19 protein-coding genes are annotated in these 18,516 nt (G+C 63.5%); 1 reads left to right on the forward strand and 18 read right to left on the reverse strand.

The window, feature by feature from the left end:
* Nucleotides 1-12: 12 nt before the first annotated feature.
* From CAP37_RS09685 to rpsB, 18 genes are all read right to left on the reverse strand, one after another.
* Nucleotides 13-375 (reverse strand): hypothetical protein, encoded by a 363-nt coding sequence (locus CAP37_RS09685; protein ID WP_086123971.1) that lies wholly within the window; start codon nucleotides 373-375, stop codon nucleotides 13-15.
* A gap of 11 nt (nucleotides 376-386) precedes the next feature.
* Nucleotides 387-1,553, reverse strand: a complete 1,167-nt coding sequence (carA, locus tag CAP37_RS09690; protein WP_086123972.1) for a glutamine-hydrolyzing carbamoyl-phosphate synthase small subunit — start codon at nucleotides 1,551-1,553, stop codon at nucleotides 387-389.
* A 165-nt stretch (nucleotides 1,554-1,718) separates the two neighbouring features.
* On the reverse strand, nucleotides 1,719-2,522 hold the full coding sequence (locus tag CAP37_RS09695) for an RNA methyltransferase (RefSeq protein WP_086123973.1): 804 nt from the start codon (nucleotides 2,520-2,522) through the stop codon (nucleotides 1,719-1,721).
* Nucleotides 2,519-3,166 carry a ribonuclease HII gene (gene rnhB / locus CAP37_RS09700; protein WP_086123974.1) on the reverse strand — a complete coding sequence of 216 codons (648 nt, stop codon included), beginning with the start codon at nucleotides 3,164-3,166 and terminating at the stop codon, nucleotides 2,519-2,521. The genes CAP37_RS09695 and rnhB overlap by 4 nt, the downstream gene beginning before the upstream one ends.
* Nucleotides 3,138-4,289, reverse strand: coding sequence for a lipid-A-disaccharide synthase (gene lpxB / locus CAP37_RS09705; protein WP_086123975.1), 1,152 nt, complete (start codon nucleotides 4,287-4,289; stop codon nucleotides 3,138-3,140). Before lpxB ends, rnhB begins: the two co-directional genes overlap by 29 nt.
* Nucleotides 4,286-5,080 (reverse strand): acyl-ACP--UDP-N-acetylglucosamine O-acyltransferase, encoded by a 795-nt coding sequence (gene lpxA, locus CAP37_RS09710; RefSeq protein WP_086123976.1) that lies wholly within the window; start codon nucleotides 5,078-5,080, stop codon nucleotides 4,286-4,288. The genes lpxB and lpxA overlap by 4 nt, the downstream gene beginning before the upstream one ends.
* Before the next feature lie 19 nt (nucleotides 5,081-5,099).
* The gene (gene fabZ, locus CAP37_RS09715) at nucleotides 5,100-5,540 is read right to left on the reverse strand and encodes a 3-hydroxyacyl-ACP dehydratase FabZ (protein WP_086123977.1); all 441 of its coding nucleotides are present in this window, start codon (nucleotides 5,538-5,540) and stop codon (nucleotides 5,100-5,102) included.
* Complete coding sequence (lpxD, locus tag CAP37_RS09720; protein WP_086123978.1) at nucleotides 5,537-6,589, reverse strand: UDP-3-O-(3-hydroxymyristoyl)glucosamine N-acyltransferase; 1,053 nt, start codon at nucleotides 6,587-6,589, stop codon at nucleotides 5,537-5,539. Before lpxD ends, fabZ begins: the two co-directional genes overlap by 4 nt.
* Nucleotides 6,590-6,598: 9 nt before the next feature.
* The gene (locus CAP37_RS09725; RefSeq protein ID WP_373271073.1) at nucleotides 6,599-7,105 is read right to left on the reverse strand and encodes an OmpH family outer membrane protein; all 507 of its coding nucleotides are present in this window, start codon (nucleotides 7,103-7,105) and stop codon (nucleotides 6,599-6,601) included.
* A gap of 11 nt (nucleotides 7,106-7,116) precedes the next feature.
* Nucleotides 7,117-9,441, reverse strand: a complete 2,325-nt coding sequence (bamA, locus tag CAP37_RS09730; protein ID WP_086124915.1) for an outer membrane protein assembly factor BamA — start codon at nucleotides 9,439-9,441, stop codon at nucleotides 7,117-7,119.
* 13 nt (nucleotides 9,442-9,454) lie between these two features.
* Complete coding sequence (gene rseP, locus CAP37_RS09735; protein WP_086123980.1) at nucleotides 9,455-10,819, reverse strand: RIP metalloprotease RseP; 1,365 nt, start codon at nucleotides 10,817-10,819, stop codon at nucleotides 9,455-9,457.
* 48 nt (nucleotides 10,820-10,867) lie between these two features.
* Entirely contained in the window at nucleotides 10,868-12,052 is a 1,185-nt protein-coding gene (ispC, locus tag CAP37_RS09740; RefSeq protein ID WP_086123981.1) for a 1-deoxy-D-xylulose-5-phosphate reductoisomerase, read from the reverse strand.
* 2 nt (nucleotides 12,053-12,054) lie between these two features.
* Nucleotides 12,055-12,876, reverse strand: a complete 822-nt coding sequence (locus CAP37_RS09745; protein WP_086123982.1) for a phosphatidate cytidylyltransferase — start codon at nucleotides 12,874-12,876, stop codon at nucleotides 12,055-12,057.
* Nucleotides 12,869-13,639, reverse strand: coding sequence for a polyprenyl diphosphate synthase (gene uppS / locus CAP37_RS09750; RefSeq protein WP_086123983.1), 771 nt, complete (start codon nucleotides 13,637-13,639; stop codon nucleotides 12,869-12,871). Before uppS ends, CAP37_RS09745 begins: the two co-directional genes overlap by 8 nt.
* Before the next feature lie 33 nt (nucleotides 13,640-13,672).
* A complete protein-coding gene (gene frr / locus CAP37_RS09755) occupies nucleotides 13,673-14,233 on the reverse strand; it encodes a ribosome recycling factor (RefSeq protein WP_086123984.1) in 561 nt (186 codons plus the stop codon).
* A 43-nt stretch (nucleotides 14,234-14,276) separates the two neighbouring features.
* Nucleotides 14,277-14,987, reverse strand: coding sequence for a UMP kinase (gene pyrH, locus CAP37_RS09760; RefSeq protein WP_086123985.1), 711 nt, complete (start codon nucleotides 14,985-14,987; stop codon nucleotides 14,277-14,279).
* Between the two features lie 146 nt (nucleotides 14,988-15,133).
* On the reverse strand, nucleotides 15,134-16,051 hold the full coding sequence (gene tsf / locus CAP37_RS09765; RefSeq protein WP_086123986.1) for a translation elongation factor Ts: 918 nt from the start codon (nucleotides 16,049-16,051) through the stop codon (nucleotides 15,134-15,136).
* 110 nt (nucleotides 16,052-16,161) lie between these two features.
* Nucleotides 16,162-16,917 (reverse strand): 30S ribosomal protein S2, encoded by a 756-nt coding sequence (rpsB, locus tag CAP37_RS09770; protein WP_086123987.1) that lies wholly within the window; start codon nucleotides 16,915-16,917, stop codon nucleotides 16,162-16,164.
* Between the two features lie 327 nt (nucleotides 16,918-17,244).
* Here rpsB and CAP37_RS09775 point away from each other — a divergent pair, with 327 nt between their 5' ends.
* Nucleotides 17,245-18,516: an FAD-dependent oxidoreductase gene (locus tag CAP37_RS09775; protein ID WP_179190179.1), complete on the forward strand. Its 1,272-nt coding sequence runs from the start codon at nucleotides 17,245-17,247 to the stop codon at nucleotides 18,514-18,516.

An 18,516-nucleotide genomic window follows, 5' to 3' on the forward strand; every position in this document is an offset into this window, starting at 1 on the left:
GGCTTGGGTCAATCAGGCCTGGCGCTGGGTATCCAGTGTGGTGAGCAGGGCCTGCATGCGCTCGGCCGGCACGTTCTTCTGCATCAGTTGAATCAGGCCATCGCCTTCGATGAGCGGGCGCAGCACTTCGACTTCGGCGTCGTAGAAGCGCGCATCCCACGCGGCGAGTTCGGCGTTGAAGGTCTCGTCGTCCCAGGTCTTGCACTTGGCCAGCAGCGTGACCAGCGGCATGGCTTTCTTGTCCAGAAAAGACTTGCGGTAAGGCTTTTGCGCCCAGCGCTGCCCGAACCATTCGCGGTGCGGCGATTCCAGAGTCAACATGCGCTTGGCAATCGCCTTTTCGACTGTGTAGACCGGAAAACTGAAGAGCTTCATGGCAATTGGCCTCAGGCGGCGACGGGCACTCGGGCCTGCATCAGGTCGATGAACCGATCAAAAAGGTAGCCGATGTCGTGCGGCCCTGGCGAAGCCTCCGGATGGCCCTGGAAGCAGAAGGCGGGCTGGTCGGTGCGGGCCAGACCCTGCAGCGTGCCGTCGAACAGGCTCACATGGGTGGGGCGCAGCGTGGCCGGCAAGGTTTTTTCATCCACCGCAAAACCGTGGTTCTGGCTGGTGATGGAAACGCGGCCGTTGTCGAGGTCTTTCACGGGGTGGTTGGCGCCGTGGTGGCCGAACTTCATCTTGAAGGTCCTGGCACCGCTTGCCAGCGCCAGTATCTGGTGCCCCAGGCAAATGCCGAAGGTGGGCACGCCGCTCTCGATGATCTCGCGCGTGGCCTCGATGGCGTAGTCGCATGGCTCCGGGTCGCCCGGGCCATTGGAGAGAAACACGCCGTTGGGCTTGAGTTTGAACACGTCAGAGGCCGGCGTTTGCGCAGGCACCACGGTGATCTTGCAGCCGCGCTGAGCCAGCATGCGCAGGATGTTGTGCTTGACGCCGAAGTCGTAAGCCACCACGTGGAAGCGCGGTGCGATCTGTTCGCCGTATCCAAACCCCAGCTGCCACTCGGTCTGAGTCCATGCGTAGGGAGCGTCGGCCGAGACCACCTTGGCCAGATCGGTACCAGCCATGTTCGGTGCTGCCCTTGCAGCGGCGAGAGCGCGATCACGGTGAGCATCGGTGATGGAATCCCCCGCCGGGAGCGCCACGATGCAGCCGTTCTGCGCGCCATGGGTGCGCAGACGGCGAGTGAGTGCACGGGTGTCAAGGTCGGCGATGGCCACTGTGCCCTCGCGGTTGAGGTACTGCGACAGGGTTTCGCTGCTGCGAAAGCTGGAAGCCAGCAGAGGCAGGTCTTTGATGATCAGGCCGGCGGCGTGAATGCGACTGGCTTCGACGTCCTCAGCGTTGATGCCGGTGTTGCCGATGTGCGGATACGTGAGCGTCACGATCTGCTGGCAATAGCTCGGGTCGGTGAGGATTTCCTGGTAACCGGTCAGCGCGGTGTTGAACACCACCTCACCCGTGGTCTGGCCGGTGGCGCCAATGGAAATGCCTGTAAAGACCGTGCCGTCGGCGAGCGCGAGAAGGGCTTTCGGGTGGACGGGAAGCACGGAATTCTCCAGATGGTTGGCTGCAACATCCTCGCGCCGGCGGCAGGTGCCACGCAGGCTTTGCACCCACCTTGCGCCGGCGTGCCGGGGCAGAAGCGGATCAACAACCTGGGGTGAAAAGCCGGGGCGCGCAGGGGTTGCGCCGATTGCGGGTAAACCGTGGGATTATAGCCCGGCGCCCGAGGGCAAACCCCCATCCGCAACCCGCGCCACGGCGCTGGCGTGCAGACAGATCGCCGCAGCGGCGGCGACATTGAGCGACTCCTCGCCACCCGGTTGCGCGATGCGAACCGAACGCGCAGCCATCGCGTCGAGCGCGGCACTCACGCCCTGCCCTTCGTGGCCCATGACCCAGGCACACGGCCATGGCAAAGCGCTGCGGTGCAGCCACTCGCCCTGGTGCGAGCTGGTCACGAGCAGGGGCACGTCGAGCGCGGCAAGGTCCTCTGCCAACAGGCCCTCTACGAGCCTCAGGCCGAAATGCGCGCCCATGCCGGCCCGTACGACCTTGGGCGACCACAAGGCCGCCGTGCCCTTTAGCGCCAGCACTTGTCCAAAACCGAACGCTGCAGCCGTGCGCAGAATGGAGCCGACGTTGCCGGCGTCCTGCAGCCGGTCCAGCACCACGCTGGCCAGGCCGGTTTCCAGGCTGCCAGACAAAGGCAGGTCCCAGACAAAGCCCACGCCCGCTGGCGAATCCAGTCCGCTGATGCCGGCCATGAGGGCTTCAGGCACGGTCACGACTTGATCGCACGCGTCGCGCAGGTCATGCGGCGCCTCGCGCCAGCAGGCTTCGGTGAACACGGCAGTGGTGGGCCTGTGTCCACGCGCCAGAAGAGCTCGGCAGAGATGGTCGCCTTCAAGCCAGACCTGTCCCTGTTTGCGGTAGGCCGTGCTTTCGTGGGCGAGCAGGCGCAAGCGCTTGAGCAGCGGGTTGTCTCGTGAAGTGATCGCAGTCGGCGTGGTCAAGGTGCGCCGCCCTTTTGGACCATCGGCACGGCCAGGGCCCGCGCCACCGGCGCGAACGAACGTCGGTGCACCGCCAGTGCGCCGTGCGCCTGGAGTGCCCGCAGATGTTCCACGGTGCAATAGCCCTTGTGCCGGTCGAAGCCATATTGAGGATGCTGCAGATGCAGCTCGCACAACATGCGATCGCGCGTGACCTTGGCCAGAATGGACGCCGCAGAAATCGAGGGAATCAGCGCGTCTCCCGAAACGATGGCCTCGCACAGCACATCCAGCGAAGGCAGGCGGTTCCCATCCACCAGCACCTTGCCGGGTTTGAGCCGCAGTCCCAGTACCGCCCGCTGCATGGCCAGCAGCGTGGCCTGCAGAATGTTGAGCTGGTCGATTTCTTCCACCGTGGCGTGCGCGACGCTGCAGCACAACGCCTTGGCACGGATCTCGTCGTACAGGCGCTCGCGGCGCAGTGCCGTGAGTTGCTTGGAATCGGCCAGACCCTTGATCGGATACCGCTCGTCGAGGATGACGGCGGCCGCCACCACCGGCCCGGCAAGCGGCCCACGGCCGGCCTCGTCGACGCCGGCCAGCAGTCCGGGCACGTCCCAGGGCAGCGAGGCCTGCTCAGCTTTCAAGAACTTTTTCGATCGCATCGGTGGCCAGTCGGGCGGTGTCGCGCAGGAGGGTGTGGTGCAACGCCTCGAAGCGTTGCTGCAAGGCCTGAATTCTCGCAGGAGCGTCTAGCCAGTCCAGCACCGCCTGCGACAGTGCCTGCGGTGTGGCCGCATCCTGCAGGTATTCGGGCACCACAAACTCGCCACTGAGAATGTTGGGCAGTCCCACCCAGGGTTGAAGCTGCTTGCGCCGCATGATCTGCCACGAAAGCCAGTTCATGTTGTAGGCAATCACCATGGGCCGCTTGAACAACGCCGCTTCGAGCGTGGCAGTGCCACTGGCGATCAGCGTCACATCGCAGGCGGCCAGCGCCGCGTGCGATTCACCTGCCAGCACCTGGAGCTCCTCCCCCAGGCCCGCCATGCGCGCGGCGGCGTCGATGCGTTCGCGCAGCGCGGGCAACGCCGGCACCAGAAAGCGCAAGCCCGGTCGTGCGCGCTTCATGCGCACGGCAGCCTCAAAGAATATTCGCGCGAGGTACTGCACTTCCGAGGCGCGGCTGCCCGGCAGGATGGCCACCACCTCGTCATCCGCTCGCAAGCCCAGCCTGAAGCGTGCAGCCGCCTGGTCTGGCTGCAGCGGGATGACATTGGCAAGCGGGTGCCCCACATAGGTGGCCGCTATGCCATGCCGCGCCAGCAGCTCCGGCTCGAACGGGAAAATGCAAAGCACATGGTCTGCACTGCGCCGGATCTTCTCAATGCGCTCCGCTCGCCAGGCCCACACGGAAGGGCAGACAAAGTGCACCGTGGGAACGCCCTGTGCCTTCAATGCGGCTTCCAGGTCGAGGTTGAAATCGGGCGCGTCCACGCCGATGAACACATCGGGTCGATCGCTGGACAGCAAGCGCTCCCTGAGTCGATCGCGAATGCCCACGATCTCACGGTAGTGGCGCAACACCTCGACGTAGCCGCGCACCGCCAGTTTCTCGCTGGGCCACCAGGCATCGAAGCCCTGGGCGGCCATCTGCGGGCCACCAATACCAAAAGACTTCAGGCCAGGCCAGCGCCCGCGCACGCCACCGAGCAGCAGACCCGCGAGCAAATCACCAGAGGTTTCCCCCGCGACGAGGGCGAAGCGTTTCGGTGCGGGCGCATTCACCGCACGATGCCACGGTGGGGCGAAACCTTGCCGAGAAAGTCGAGCATCATGGCCACGTCCGGTTCGGCCTCGGGCGTTTTTTGCGACAGTTCACGCACCCGCTCGATGGCCACTTCCAGCTTGAGGTCGTCTCGGTACAGGGCCTTGTGCATGGCCTTCACCGCAGAAATGCGCTCTGGCGAAAAACCGCGCCGGCGCAGACCCTCGAAGTTCATGGAACGGGCCTGGGCCGGTTGACCCTGGCACATCACGAACGGCGGCAGGTCGGCGAACAGCAGAGAACACATGGCCGTCATGGCGTGTGCACCGATTCGCACGAATTGGTGCACCACGGTGAAACCACCCAGAATCACCCAGTCGTCCACGACCACATGACCAGCGAGCTGCGAGTTGTTGGCAAAGATGGTGTGGTTGCCCACCTGACAGTCGTGCGCCAGGTGCACGTAGGCCATGATCCAGTTGTCGTCGCCCACGCTGGTCAAGGCGCGGTCGGCTGGCGAGCCGATGTTGAAAGTGCAGAACTCCCGGATGGTGTTGCCATTGCCGATGACGAGTTCGCAAGGTTCACCGGCGTACTTCTTGTCTTGCGGAATCGCGCCGAGCGAATTGAACTGAAAGATGCGGTTATCGCGCCCGATGGTGGTGTGGCCCTCGATCACGCAGTGCGCTCCAATGGTGGTGCCTGCGCCCACCTTCACATGAGGGCCAATCACGGTGTAAGGCCCGACGCTCACCGAACTGTCGAGTTCGGCGGCTGGGTCCACCAGAGCGGTGGCATGAATCAGCGACACGGTGCGCCCCTCTCCGGCATCAGGCGATCGTGCGCATGGTGCACATCAGTTCTGCCTCGCAGACCACGTCCGACCCCACGCGCGTGATGCCCTTGAACTTGAAAATGCCCGCCTTCATGCGGTCCAGTGTCACGTCCATCACCAGCTGGTCGCCAGGCTCTACAGGGCGCTTGAAGCGGGCACCATCGATGCCTGCGAAGTAATACACCGTCTTGTCGTCGGGCGTGACGCCCACGGTGTCGAAGGCCAGCAAGGCGGCCGCCTGGGCCATGGCTTCGAGCATCAACACGCCCGGCATGACCGGACGGTGCGGGAAATGGCCCACGAAGAAGGGTTCGTTGATGGTGACGTTCTTCAACGCCTTGATGCGCTTTCCCTTTTCCAGCTCCAGCACTCGGTCCACCAGCAGGAACGGGTAGCGGTGGGGGAGCTGTTTGAGTATCTGGTGAATGTCCATCATGGCTTGGAAGGAGGTGTTCTGGCGATTTCGGTCGCCTGTTCGAGCGCCTTGATGCGTTCGCGAAGGTGGTTGAGCTGCTTGAGGGATGCAGCGTTCTTTTCCCAGGCCGCATTGTCGTCGATGGGGAACATGCCGGTGTAATGCCCGGGTTTCAGCAGCGACCGCGTCACCACGGAAGCTGCCGAGATGTGCACCCCGTCGACCAGCCGCAAATGCCCCAGCACCACGGCACCACCGCCGATGGTGCAATGGGCACCGATATCTGCACTGCCCGCTACACCGACGCACCCCGCCATCGCGGTGTGCGCACCGACCCGTACGTTGTGCCCGATCTGGATCAGGTTGTCCAGCTTCACCCCGTCTTCAATGACGGTGTCGTCCAGGGCGCCCCGGTCAATACAGGTGTTGGCGCCGATTTCCACATCGTTGCCGATGCGCACGGCGCCAAGCTGTTCGATCTTGACCCATTCACCCTGGTGAGGGGCGAAGCCGAAACCATCGGCGCCCACCACCACACCCGGGTGCAGGATGCATCGCTCGCCCACGGAGCAACCATCACCCAGGCTCACGCGCACGTTTAGCAGGCTGTCCGCACCCACGCGCGAAGCGCGGCCCAGCACCGAGTGCGCCCCGATGTGCACGCCATCGCCGACTTCCGCATGCGGCCCGATCACGGCAAAGGGCCCCACGGTGACATCGCGACCGATCCGCGCCAAAGGATGCACGCTGGCCAGCGGATCCACGTGCGCAGGCTGAACAGGCGCGTGGCGCTGTTTCCACCATTGCGTCAGGCGTGCGAAATAAAGATAGGGATCGTCGGTGACGATGCAGGCCCCACGCGCCTGCGCCGCAATCTGAAGCGCGGGAGGCGTAATCAGAGCGCCCGCACGCGTGGCTTCGATCTGCCCGGCATAGCGGGCGTGCGACACGAAAGAGAGATCACCAGCGCCCGCACTGGCAAGAGGTGCCAGCCTCTGGACAGGCTGGCCGGGCGGGCCGAACAACGTGCCACCGAGTGCCTGCACGATGTCGCCAAGCAGCACGGCCACGGCGGCCCTTTACTTGGCGCCGTCGAGCGTGGACATGACCTTGTCCGTGATGTCCACCCGAGGATTGATGTAGTAAGCCTCGGAGACGATCAGATCGTATTTGTCCGTTTCGGCAATCTGACGAACGATGCGGTTGAGCTTCTCGATGACCTGTTGCAAGGCTTCATTGCGACGCAGGTTGAGCTCTTCCTGGAAATCGCGCTGACGACGCTGCAGATCACGCTCCTGCTCGGACAGCTGTCGCTGGCGTGCGGTGCGCTGGCCTTCGGGCATCGTCGGGCCCTCCTTCTCAAACTTCTCGATGGCCAGACGGAACGTGTCGGCCGAGCCGCGCAATTCCCGTTCGCGCTTGGAGAACTCCTGCTCGAGCTTGGCTGATACCGCCTTGGCGGTATTGGATTCGCGGAGGATTTTTTCGACGTTGACAGCGCCGATCTTGGTGTCCTGCGCAATGGCCGGCGAAGTGATCAACGCCGCGCCCAGCACCAGCGAAAGCAGACTGTTTCGGGCTAGCATGAAAGTCTTCATCAAAAGGAGGTTCCGATCTGAAACTGGAATTTCTGGATTCTATCGCCTGTGAATTTGCGAATGGGGTTCGCAAAGGCGAAGCGAAGCGGGCCGATCGGTGAGATCCAGCTCACGCCGATACCGACGGAGGCCCGCAGGTCACTTGCATTGGCGCGCGTGTCGTTCTCGCCGAGCACGTTGCCCACATCGAAAAAGGCGAACATGCGCAAGGTGCGGTCGTTGCCGGCACCCGGGAACGGGGTGATGAACTCGGCGTTGAGCGCGACGCTGCGGTTGCCACCAATGTTGACTTCCTGACCCGCCGAGAAGCCCGAGAGGATGGGGGAGGTCGGGCCCAGGGTGCCCTGGTCGAAACCACGGACCGAGCCGAGACCACCACCGTAGAAGTTCTTGAACAGCGGATACGGCCGCCCGCCCAGGCCCTTGCCGTAGCCGAGTTCGGCATTCAACGCCAGGGTGTACTGCTTGGTCAGCGCAAAGTACTGTTGAATCTGGTAATTCGCCTTGACATAGCGGGTGTCACCCGCCACGCCCAACTCGGTGTTGACTTTCTGCAGACGACCCTCGGTAGGCACGAGCGCGCTATCACGTCCATCACGGGACCAGCCGATGGTGAGAGGAAGCGACGTGCTGCTGTCGCCAAATGTGTTCGAGTAGGTCTGGTAGGCGAGTGGCAGGCCTGTGCCGGGCTCGATGCGCGTCTGCTCGACGCCGATGCCGAAGAACACCGTGTCCTGCTCGCTGAACGGCACGCCAAATTTCACACTGACGCCGGGCGTGATCAGCCGGTAGTCGCCACCCTGCTGGGTGTACGGCGTGGTTGTCTTGTAGTAGGCGTCAAAGGCGCGGGAAATGCCGTCCGGCGTGAAATAGGGGTCTACCGTGCTGAGCACGATCTGCCGGTTGAACCGGCTGGTGTTGACGTCGACGCCAAGGTAGTTACCCGAGCCGAACACGTTCTCCTGCCGGATACCTGCAATCAGCGAAATCTGTTCAGCCTGGGAATAGCCAGCGCCAAGCGAGATGTTGCCGGTGGGCTTTTCTGCCACGGTGATGGTGAGGTCAACCTGATCGGGGGTACCGGGCACGGGCTGCGTGTCGATGCCAACTTCGGTGAAGAAACCCAGCCGGTCTACCCGGTCGCGCGAAAGGCGGATTCGATCGCTGTCGTACCAAGCCGATTCAAATTGCCTGAACTCGCGCCGCACGACCTCGTCGCGTGTGCGGTTGTTGCCTTCGACATTGATTCGGCGCACGTACACGCGCCGGGCTGGCTGAGCACGCAGCACGAAGGACACCTGCTTGTTGACACGGTCGATGTCGGGCGTGGCCTCGACCTGGGCGAAGGCGTAGCCGAAGGTGCCGAAATAGTCGGTGAAGGCTTTCACCGTTCCCGACACGTCTTCAGCGTTGTAGGCCTCGCCGGCGCGCAGCGTCACAAGCGACTTGAACTCTTCCTGCTTTCCAAGGTACTCGCCTTCAAGCGCCACCGACTTGACGACGTAACGGTCGCCCTCGGTGACATTGAGGGTGATCGACATGTCCTGCTTGTCGGGCGAGATGGCGACCTGGGTCGATTCGATGCGGAATTCCAGGTAGCCGCGCGTGAGGTAGTAAGAACGCAGCGTCTCGATATCGGCATTGAGCTTCGCGCGGGAATAGCGGTCGGACTTGGTGTACCAGCTCAGCCAGCTGCCAGTATCCAGGTCGAACAGGCCACGCAGGGTCGACTCCGAGAAAGCCTTGTTGCCGACGATGCGGATTTCGCTGATCTTGGCCACTTCGCCTTCGACCACACTGAAGTTCAGGTTGACACGGTTGCGCTCACCGGGTGTCACGGTGGTCACAACCTGGGCGGCGTACATGCTGCGGTTGATGTACTGGCGCTTGAGCTCCTGCTCTGCCCGATCAGCCAGCGCCTTGTCAAACGGACGACCTTCGGCCAGTCCAATGTCTCGCAGGGCCTTTTTCAGCACTTCGGCATCAAACTCCTTGATGCCTGAGAACCCCACATCGGCCACCGTGGGACGCTCTTCGACGATCACCACCAGCACGTCACCGTTGACCTGCAAGCGCACGTCGCTGAAAAGGCCCAGACCAAACAAGGCACGAATGGCGGTGGAGCCCTTGTCGTCGTTGTAGAGGTCGCCAATGCGGAACGGAAGCGAGGCAAACACGGTGCCAGGCTCCACGCGCTGGAGGCCTTCGACACGGATGTCGCGCAAGGTGAAGGGGTCGACGGCCCACGCAGGCAAGGCCGAAAGCAGGGACACCGCGAGCGCTGAGAGCGTCAGGCCGCGAAGACCGGAGAATTTTGTTTTCATGGAAAGGAAGCGTTCAGCCCGCCAGGCGGACCACATCATTGAACAAGGCGACGGACATGAGTGCCATGAGAACCACAACACCCCCGCGCTGCAGGCGTTCCATCCAGACTTCGGAGACGCTGCGACCGGTCACACCCTCCCAAAGATAATACATCAGGTGCCCTCCATCCAAGACCGGCAAAGGCAGCAGGTTCAGCACGCCGAGGCTCACGCTGATGAGCGCAAGAAACAGAAGGTAAGAGGTGACACCCAGACTCGCCGACTTGCCGGCGTAGTCCGCGATGGTGAGCGGACCACTGAGGTTCTTCACCGAAGCCTCGCCGATGATCATTCGCCCCATCATCTTGAGCGTGAGCCAGGATACTTCCCACGTCCTCACCACGCCCTGAATCAGGCTGTCCACCAAGCCATGGCTTACGGTCATCATGGCAGGAGCGGCGCCGATGTACGCTCCCACGCGGCCGATCCAGACCCCATTCTGTTGCTCGGGGACAGGCTTGACGACGACATTGAGCACGCGCTGGCTCCGTTCGACGGTCCAGCGCTGTTCCGCGGGTTGCCCTTCCGGCCCGACGCCCGCTCGAATCAAGGCGCGCAGGCTTTGTCCGTCGGAGACAGCCTTCTCGTTGACGCGGAGCACCACATCGCCCGTCTGCAACCCCGCCGCAGCCGCCGCTCCGCCTTCCATCACTTCGCCCACCACGGGAGCACTCCAGGGTGCCGTGATGCCGATGCGCTGGAACAGCGAAGCATCGGCCTCGCGGACGTCCAGTTCGCTCAGGGCCAGCAGCACCGGGCGGGCAGTGGCGCCTTCTCGAGGGCTGACCCACAACGTCACATCTTCATTCGACAGCGCAGCCTGAGTGAGGTGCCAGCGAAGGTCTTCAAAGGACCCGATCTCGGCAGGCGCATCGTCGGTGGTGGCGATCTGCACCACCCAGTCCCCGCCCTGTATGCCAGCGCGCTCGGCGAGCGATCCGACAACCGGGGCTGACAGCACCGGCTTGGGTTCTTCCACACCCGTCCAGTTGACGATGGCGTAAAGAAAGACCGCCAGAAGCAGGTTGGCGGCGGGGCCGGCTGCAACGATGGCAGCACGTGAACGAAGGGGCTGTGTGTTGAACGCCAGATGCCTTTCGGACGCATCCACCGGTGCTTCGCGCTCGTCAAGCATGCGGACATAGCCGCCCAGAGGGAGCGCGCACACCACGAACTCGGTGGGGCTGTCCTTCTTGCGCCAGCTCAGCAAGGGCTTGCCGAAACCGATCGAGAAGCGCAACACCTTAACGCCACATGCCACGGCCACGCGGTAGTGGCCGTATTCGTGCACCGCGATCAAGAGACCCAGCGCCACCACGAAAGCAACAATTGTGAGCATGGAGGAAAAGGGGTTGTGGAAATTCGGGCCGCTGCCAGCCGCGTGCGGTCAGGCCGCTTGCCGCTCGACCTGCGCCTCTGCGAGGCTGCGCGCTTCGGCGTCAATGGCCAGCAAGTCTGACAGTTGCTGCGGCTTGGAGGGCACAAGTGCCTGCAAAGTTGCATCGTTGACGGCATGTATCTGATCGAAGCGCAGGCGTTGATCCAGAAACGCGGCCACCGCCACTTCGTTGGCGGCATTGAGAACGGCGGTCGTGCCCATGGGAGCATCCAGCGCCAGCCAGGCCAGGCGCAAGCCCGGGAACCGTCGGTCGTCAGGCTTTTCGAAACTCAGCGCGCCCAGGGAAGCAAAGTCGAGGGCGGCCGCGCCTGATTCGATGCGTTCGGGCCAGGACAGGCCGTAGGCGATCGGCCCGCGCATGTCGGGCGTGCCCAGCTGTGCCACCACCGAGCGGTCGTGGTACTGCACCATCGAATGAATCACGCTCTGCGGATGAATGACCACTTCGATACGGGAACCTGGCAAGCCGAACAGATAGCTGGCCTCGATGACTTCCAGCGCCTTGTTCATCATGGTGGCCGAGTCGACGGAAATCTTCCTGCCCATCACCCAGTTGGGGTGTGCGCAGGCCTCCTGCGGCGTCACGTCAGCCAGCGATTGCGGATCGCGGGTCCGAAAGGGTCCGCCGGACGCGGTCAGCACGATTTTTTCGACGCGGCGCGACCAGGTGCCAGGGTCTTCCGGCAACGACTGGAACACGGCGGAATGTTCGCTGTCGATCGGCAGCAGCGTGGCCCCGCCCTCCTTCACCGCCTGCATGAACAGCTCGCCGCCGACCACCAGGGCTTCCTTGTTGGCCAGCAACACCTTCTTGCCCGCGCGCGCGGCAGCAAGGCTGGGGGCAAGCCCGGCCGCACCAACAATGGCGGCCATCACCGCGTCCACCTCCGGGTCTGTGGACACGTCGCACAACGACTGTGCACCGGCCAGCACCTGCACCGCCAGTCCTTCTTCACGCACCCGCATCGCGAGCTGCTGCGCATGCTCAGGGCTTGCCATCACAGCGAAGCGCGGCAAGAAACGTCGGCATTGCGCCAGCAAGACGTCTACCTGCGTGGCCGCCGTGAGCGCGAAGACCGTGTACCGGCCGGAGTGGCGTGCCATCACGTCAAGCGTGCTGGTGCCAATGGAGCCCGTCGAGCCCAGGATGGTGACGGCTTGCGGACGTGTCATGGTCAGATTGTGATGAGCATCATGGCCAGCGGCAACACGGGCAGGAGCGCGTCGACCCGGTCGAGCACACCGCCGTGCCCGGGCAGCAAAGCGCTGGAATCCTTCACGCCGGCGCTGCGTTTGACCAGCGATTCCACGAGGTCGCCTACGACGCTCATGGCGGACAGGAACACCAGCGAGAGCACCGCCAGAACCGGGCCCAGTCCCCAGAGCCGTGCATAGAGGCTGTCGCCGGAGCCGTCGGCCCAGATCCAGACGGCAGCCAGAACAAGGACGCCGAGCAGCCCACTGATGGCGCCCTCCCAGCTCTTGCCAGGACTGATGGCCGGAGCCAGCTTGCGGCGACCGAACGCCTTGCCACCAAAGTAGGCAGCGATATCGGCCATCCAGACCAGCAGCAACACCGAAAGCAGAAAACCGAGGCCGACAACGCGCGCCTGCACCAGGGCCAACCAGGCGCAGGCGATCAATGCAAGGCCGCCCCAGAGGCGAAGATTCGAGGGCCATTTACTCCAGCCGGCCACCCCTCTTCCCAGCATCGCCACAGCCAGCAGCACCCAAACTGCGCCCACGGCCAACCAGAGGGGGCGCAAGGTCGCGGTGAGCCCACCTGCGAGCCAGACCATTGCCATCAGCGCTCCCATGCCCCCACCGACCGCAATGGACCACTTGGCATTGCAGCCGTTCAGACGTGCCCACTCCCAGCTGGCGGCACCGATCAGCAGCAGGGTCAGCGCCGCAAACGGCTTGATCGAAGGGTAAAACAAAGCTGGAAGCAAGACCGCCAGCAGCAGCAACGCCGTGATGACACGTTGCTTAAGCATGTTGCTGGCCCGCGGCCACCACCAGCGGCACCACTTCGGCCCGCTGCTCGGCGGTTTGCCCGAAGCGGCGCTCGCGGCTGGCGAACTCGGCCAATGCGCGGTCCAGTTCGGCCGCGTCGAAATCGGGCCAAAGGCATTCCGTGAACACCAGTTCGGTGTAAGCTGATTGCCACAGCAGGAAATTGCTGATGCGCAGCTCGCCACCCGTGCGAATCAGAAGGTCGGGGTCGACCACATGCGCGAGCGCCAGTGCGCCGGAAAGGTTCTCTTCTGTGATTTCCCGGCCCTGCTGCACCAGCTGGCGCGCGGCCTGGGTCATATCCCAGCGCCCCCCATAGTTGAAGCACACGTTGAGCACCAGCTTGTGGTTGTGCGCCGTGTCACGCTCGGCGGCCTCCAGGCCCTGGACCACCCGCTTGGAGAGACCCGAGCGATCGCCTGGAAAATGCAGTTGCACGCCGTTCTCCCGCAAGCTCGGCACCTCTCTTGAGAGCGCCATCACCAACAGGTCCATGAGGCCGGAGACCTCTTCCACCGGGCGGTTCCAGTTCTCGGACGAGAACGCGAACACCGACAGCACCGGCACCCCGCGCTCGATGCACGCCTTGACAACCCGGCGCAGCGCCTCGACGCCCTGCTTGTGGCCAGCGACGCGCGGCAGCCAGCGCTTCTGCGCCCAGCGACCATTGCCATCCATGACGATGGCGATGTGCCCAGGCTGCGCGGCCGCTGGACGGCCTTGGGGGGAGGCGGTGTTTGACATCGGGCGCAAGTTGGTCGGCAACGAGGCAAAGCCTCAGACCGCCATGATGTCCTGTTCCTTGGACGCCACGAGCCGGTCTATCTCGGCAATCATGCGATCGGTGAGTTTCTGGATGTCTTCCTGCGAACGGCGGTCATCGTCCTCGGAGGCGAGTTTGTCCTTCACGAGACGCTTCACCGCCTCGTTGGCGTCGCGGCGGAGGTTGCGGATCGCTATCTTGGCGGCCTCGCCATCGCCACGAACAACCTTGGTGAGCTCCTTGCGGCGCTCCTCTGTCATCGGCGGCATGGGAACGCGGATCAGATCACCCTGGCTCGACGGATTGAGCCCCAGGTCGGATTCGCGGATGGCCTTCTCGATCTTGGCCCCCATCCCTTTTTCCCACGGTGCCACACCAATGGTGCGAGCATCCAGCAGAGTCAGATTGGCCACCTGGGACAGCGGCAGCATGGCGCCGTAGTAGTCGACATGCACAGTGTCGAGCAAGGCGGGGTTGGGGCGGCCTGTGCGCACTTTCGTCAGACCGTTCTTGAGCGCTTCCATCGATTGAAGCATCTTGTGCTCAGCGGTTTTTCGGATCTCGTCGGTGCTCATGAAAACTCCTCGGTGCGGCGTGATTTGAAGGGGGAGGACGCCATCAGACGTGAACCAGGGTGCCCTCGTCGCCTCCCAGCACCACCTTGCGCAGCGCTCCGGGCTTGAAGATAGAGAACACCTTGACGGGCAGCTTCTGGTCCCGACACAGCGCAAACGCGGTCGCATCCATCACCTGCAGGTTCTTGCTCATGGCTTCGTCGAACGAAATCGTGGTGTAGCGCGTGGCGTTGGGGTCCTTGTTGGGATCGGCACTGTAAACACCATCAACCTTGGTGGCTTTCAAGACAATCTCGGCGCCGATCTCGGCACCGCGCAGCGCTGCGGCAGTGTCGGTGGTGAAGAAGGGATTTCCCGTGCCGGCAGCGAACACCACCACCTTGCCTTCTTCGAGGTACTGCAGCGCCTTGGGGCGAACATAGGGCTCAACCACCTGCTCGATGGCAATAGCCGACATCACGCGCGCCACCAGACCCGCCTTGTCCATGGTGTCGGCCAGGGCCAGGGAATTCATCACCGTGGCCAGCATGCCCATGTAGTCTGCGGTGGCGCGGTCCATACCGACAGAGCCTCCCGCCACACCGCGGAAGATATTGCCGCCACCGATGACGATGGCCACCTGCACACCCAGGCGGGTGACCTCGGCAATCTCCTCCACCATTCGCACAATGGTGGCCCGGTTGATACCGAAAGCGTCGTCCCCCATCAGGGCCTCTCCCGACAGTTTCAGCAGAATCCTTTTGTAGGCTGGCATGGGGCAACTTTCAGAAATCGATAGACAAAGACTCAACCGGCAAGTGTAGCGAGGACCCCGGTCTCTCCCGCTGCCACAGGTTGTAAAAAAGACCTATACGGCACAACGGGCCTTGCGGCCCGTTGTTTCCTGCAGGCAGCCGGGAATCAGGCGCCCTTGGCTGCCGCAACCTGGGCAGCCACTTCGGCTGCAAAGTCGTCGACCTTCTTCTCAATGCCTTCGCCCACCACGTAAAGCGTGAAGCCTTTGACCGTGGTGCCAGCGGCCTTGAGCATCTGCTCGACGGTCTGCTTGTCGTTCTTCACGAAGGGCTGGTTGAACAACGAGACCTCCTTGAGGTACTTCTGAACCGCGCCATCAATCCGTTTGACCACAATCTCGGCGCTCTGCGCAGGCTTGCCTGCAGCAACCAGCTCCTTGTTCGCTTCATCGGCCTTGGCCGTGGCCACCGAGCGCTCCCGCTCAATGAACTCGGCTGGCACATCGTTGCTGGTCAGGGCCACGGGCTTCATGGCAGCCACATGCATGGCAACGTCTTTGGCAGCGGTCTCTTCGCCGTCAAACTCCACCACCACGCCGATGCGGGTTCCGTGCAGGTAGCTGACCAGCTTGCCGCCGCCGCTGTACTGCTTGAAGCGACGGAAGCTCATGTTCTCGCCGATCTTGCCAATCAGGCCCTTGCGCACATCTTCCAGGGTCGGGCCGAAGCCGTCCTGGCTGTAGGGCAGTGCACCGAGGGCTTCCACATTGGCCGGGTTGTGCTGCGCCACCAGCCTGGCGGCGGCATTGGCCAACGCGAGGAAGCTGTCGTTCTTGGTAACAAAGTCGGTTTCGCAGTTGACTTCGATCAACGCACCTGTGGTGCCTTCAATGGAACTGGCCACCACGCCTTCGGCGGTCACGCGGCTGGCGGCCTTGCCGGCCTTCGTGCCGAGCTTGACGCGAAGCAGCTCTTCGGCTTTGGCCATGTCGCCCTCGGCCTCGGTCAGGGCCTTCTTGCACTCCATCATGGGCGCGTCGGTCTTGGCGCGCAGTTCGGCGACCATGCTTGCAGTAATTGCCATTCTTTTCTCCTTGGGCCGCGCCATCTCGAGGTGGCGTGGACATGTCAATGATTCAGTTTGTCTTGTGAAAAAGGGGCTACATGAGCCCCTCTTTCATGGGGGAAGCGCGCTCAGGCGGGAGCGTTTTCCTTCACTTCCACGAACTCGTCGGAGCCTTCGGCAGCCACGGCCTTGACAACGTCGTTGACGGCGTTGCTGCGGCCTTCGAGGATCGCGTCGGCGATACCACGGGCATACAGCGCCACGGCGCGAGCAGAGTCGTCGTTGCCGGGGATGACGTAGTCAATGCCGACTGGCGAGTGGTTGGTGTCAACCACGCCCACCAGCGGAATGCCAAGTTTCTGTGCTTCGAGCACGGCAATCTTGTGGAAGCCCACGTCGATGATGAAGATGGCGTCGGGCAAGGCGGTCATGTCCTGGATGCCGCCGATGTCCTTTTCGAGCTTTTCCATCTCGCGAGCGAACATCAGCTGCTCCTTCTTGGTCATGCTCTCAAGGCCGGTTTCCTTCTGGGCCTGCATGTCCTTGAGGCGCTTGATGGAGGTCTTGACGGTCTTGAAGTTGGTCAGCATCCCGCCGAGCCAGCGCTGGTCGACGAAAGGCACGCCGGCGCGGCGGGCTTCCTGGGCCACGATGTCGCGCGACTGGCGCTTGGTGCCCACCATAAGGATGGTGCCGCGGTTGGCAGAGAGCTGACGCACGAATTTCGCTGCGTCCTCGAAAAGAGGCAGCGTCTTTTCGAGGTTGACGATGTGGATCTTGTTGCGATGGCCGAAGATATACGGCGCCATCTTGGGGTTCCAGAAGCGGGTTTGGTGGCCGAAATGGACACCGGCTTCCAGCATTTCGCGCATGGAGATAGGCATGAGATAACTTTCCAGAGGTTGAGTCTAAAATCCAGCCCCGATCGCCAGCAAAAGCAGAACCTTTCGGGATTCATGCGCAGCAGACAACACCCGGTTGGGCTGGTTTGCGATTTCGCTTCTTCAAGGGCGTCATGAACGGGATGCTCAGGACCGCCATTGGCAAAGCCTGTCGATTATAACAGTCAGCCCGCCCTCACGGTCACTTGCGCCCCGCACCATGCCCCACGTCCCGCCCCGCACCGACCCACAGCTGACCGCCGAGCCCGCGTCCGACCCTCTTCCCGTTCCGCCCCACACCACGCCGATCGTTGCTGCGCGAGGCCGGTCTTGAAGCTCGCTGTGGTGGGCGCGGGTGTGGCGGGCGTCACCACCGCTTACGAACTCACGCTGGATGGTCACGAGGTCGCGGTGTTCGAGCGCCGAAACACCATCGCCGAAGAGGCGAGCTTCGCGACCGGTGCTCTTGTCGCTCCTGGCTGGACGGCAGACTGGACCGGGACGCAGCGGCGGGTGCGAATGCCCTGGTCCGCGCGTCCTGGCTTGGGCTTGCGGCTGGCGCGGATGCCTGGTTGGGGTGAATGGCCGTGGCTTTGGCAATGGTCCCAGGCCGGCAAGGGCGGCGGGCTGTCAGAAGGCCATCGACACCTCCACCATTTGCTGCGCTACAGCCAGCAAAGGCAGCTGGCCATCACGGTGGAACGCGAACTCGACCACGACCGCAGCCAGGGCATGCTGGTGCTGTGGCGCGACGAGCGCGATGCCGACCTGGCGCAGCCTGCACTGGCACTCATGCGGGAAAGCGGCGTCGCCTTCAAGCTGCTGGGGGCGGAGCAGGCGCGCGCGCTCGAACCCGCTCTGAGCCTGGAAACGCCCTTGCACGGTGCTGTTGAACTCAGCGGCGAAGGCGTTGCCAACTGCCGTGAATTCGCCCTGTTGCTGCGCGCGGCCGCGCAGTCCATGGGCTGCCGGTTCGAATTCGACACGCGGGTGTCTTCCCTCATACCCCTCACCGATGGCCAGGTGGAGATCACCGTGGAGTCCGGGAATGGCCCACAGACCGAGAAGTTCGACGCGGTGATTGTGTGCGCGGGCGCGTTCAGCGCGGATCTGCTGAAACCACTGGGACTGCGCCTGCCATTGAAAGAGGTGTACGGCCAAACGCTCAGCGCGGCGGTTCGTGAGCCGCTGGATGCGCCGCTGTCGGCCGTGCTCGATGCGCGCAGCGGGGTCTCTATCGCCCGACTCGGACAGCGCGTGCGTGTGGCCGGTGGCCAGGAGTTCGGCGCCACACGGGGGGAGCCACCCAAGTCGTCTCTGGCTCACCTGTACCAGGTCCTGGACGACTGGTTTCCAGGTGCCGTGCGATTGGGCGGCTCTCGCGGCAGCATTCAGGAATGGCGAGGAGCGCAGGCTACCCTTCCGGATGGCCTGGCCCTGATCGGCCCGACCCGCCTGCCGGGCCTGTGGCTCAACCTGGGACACGGCGCCAGCGGCTGGTCCACCGCGTGCGGCAGCGCGCGCGCTCTGGCCGATCGCCTCCAGAGACGCGAACCCGACGTGGATCTGGTCGGGTTCTCACCCCAGCGCTTCGGACTCTGA

The organism is Hydrogenophaga sp. IBVHS1, assembly GCF_002127265.1.
GTDB lineage: Bacteria > Pseudomonadota > Gammaproteobacteria > Burkholderiales > Burkholderiaceae_C > Hydrogenophaga.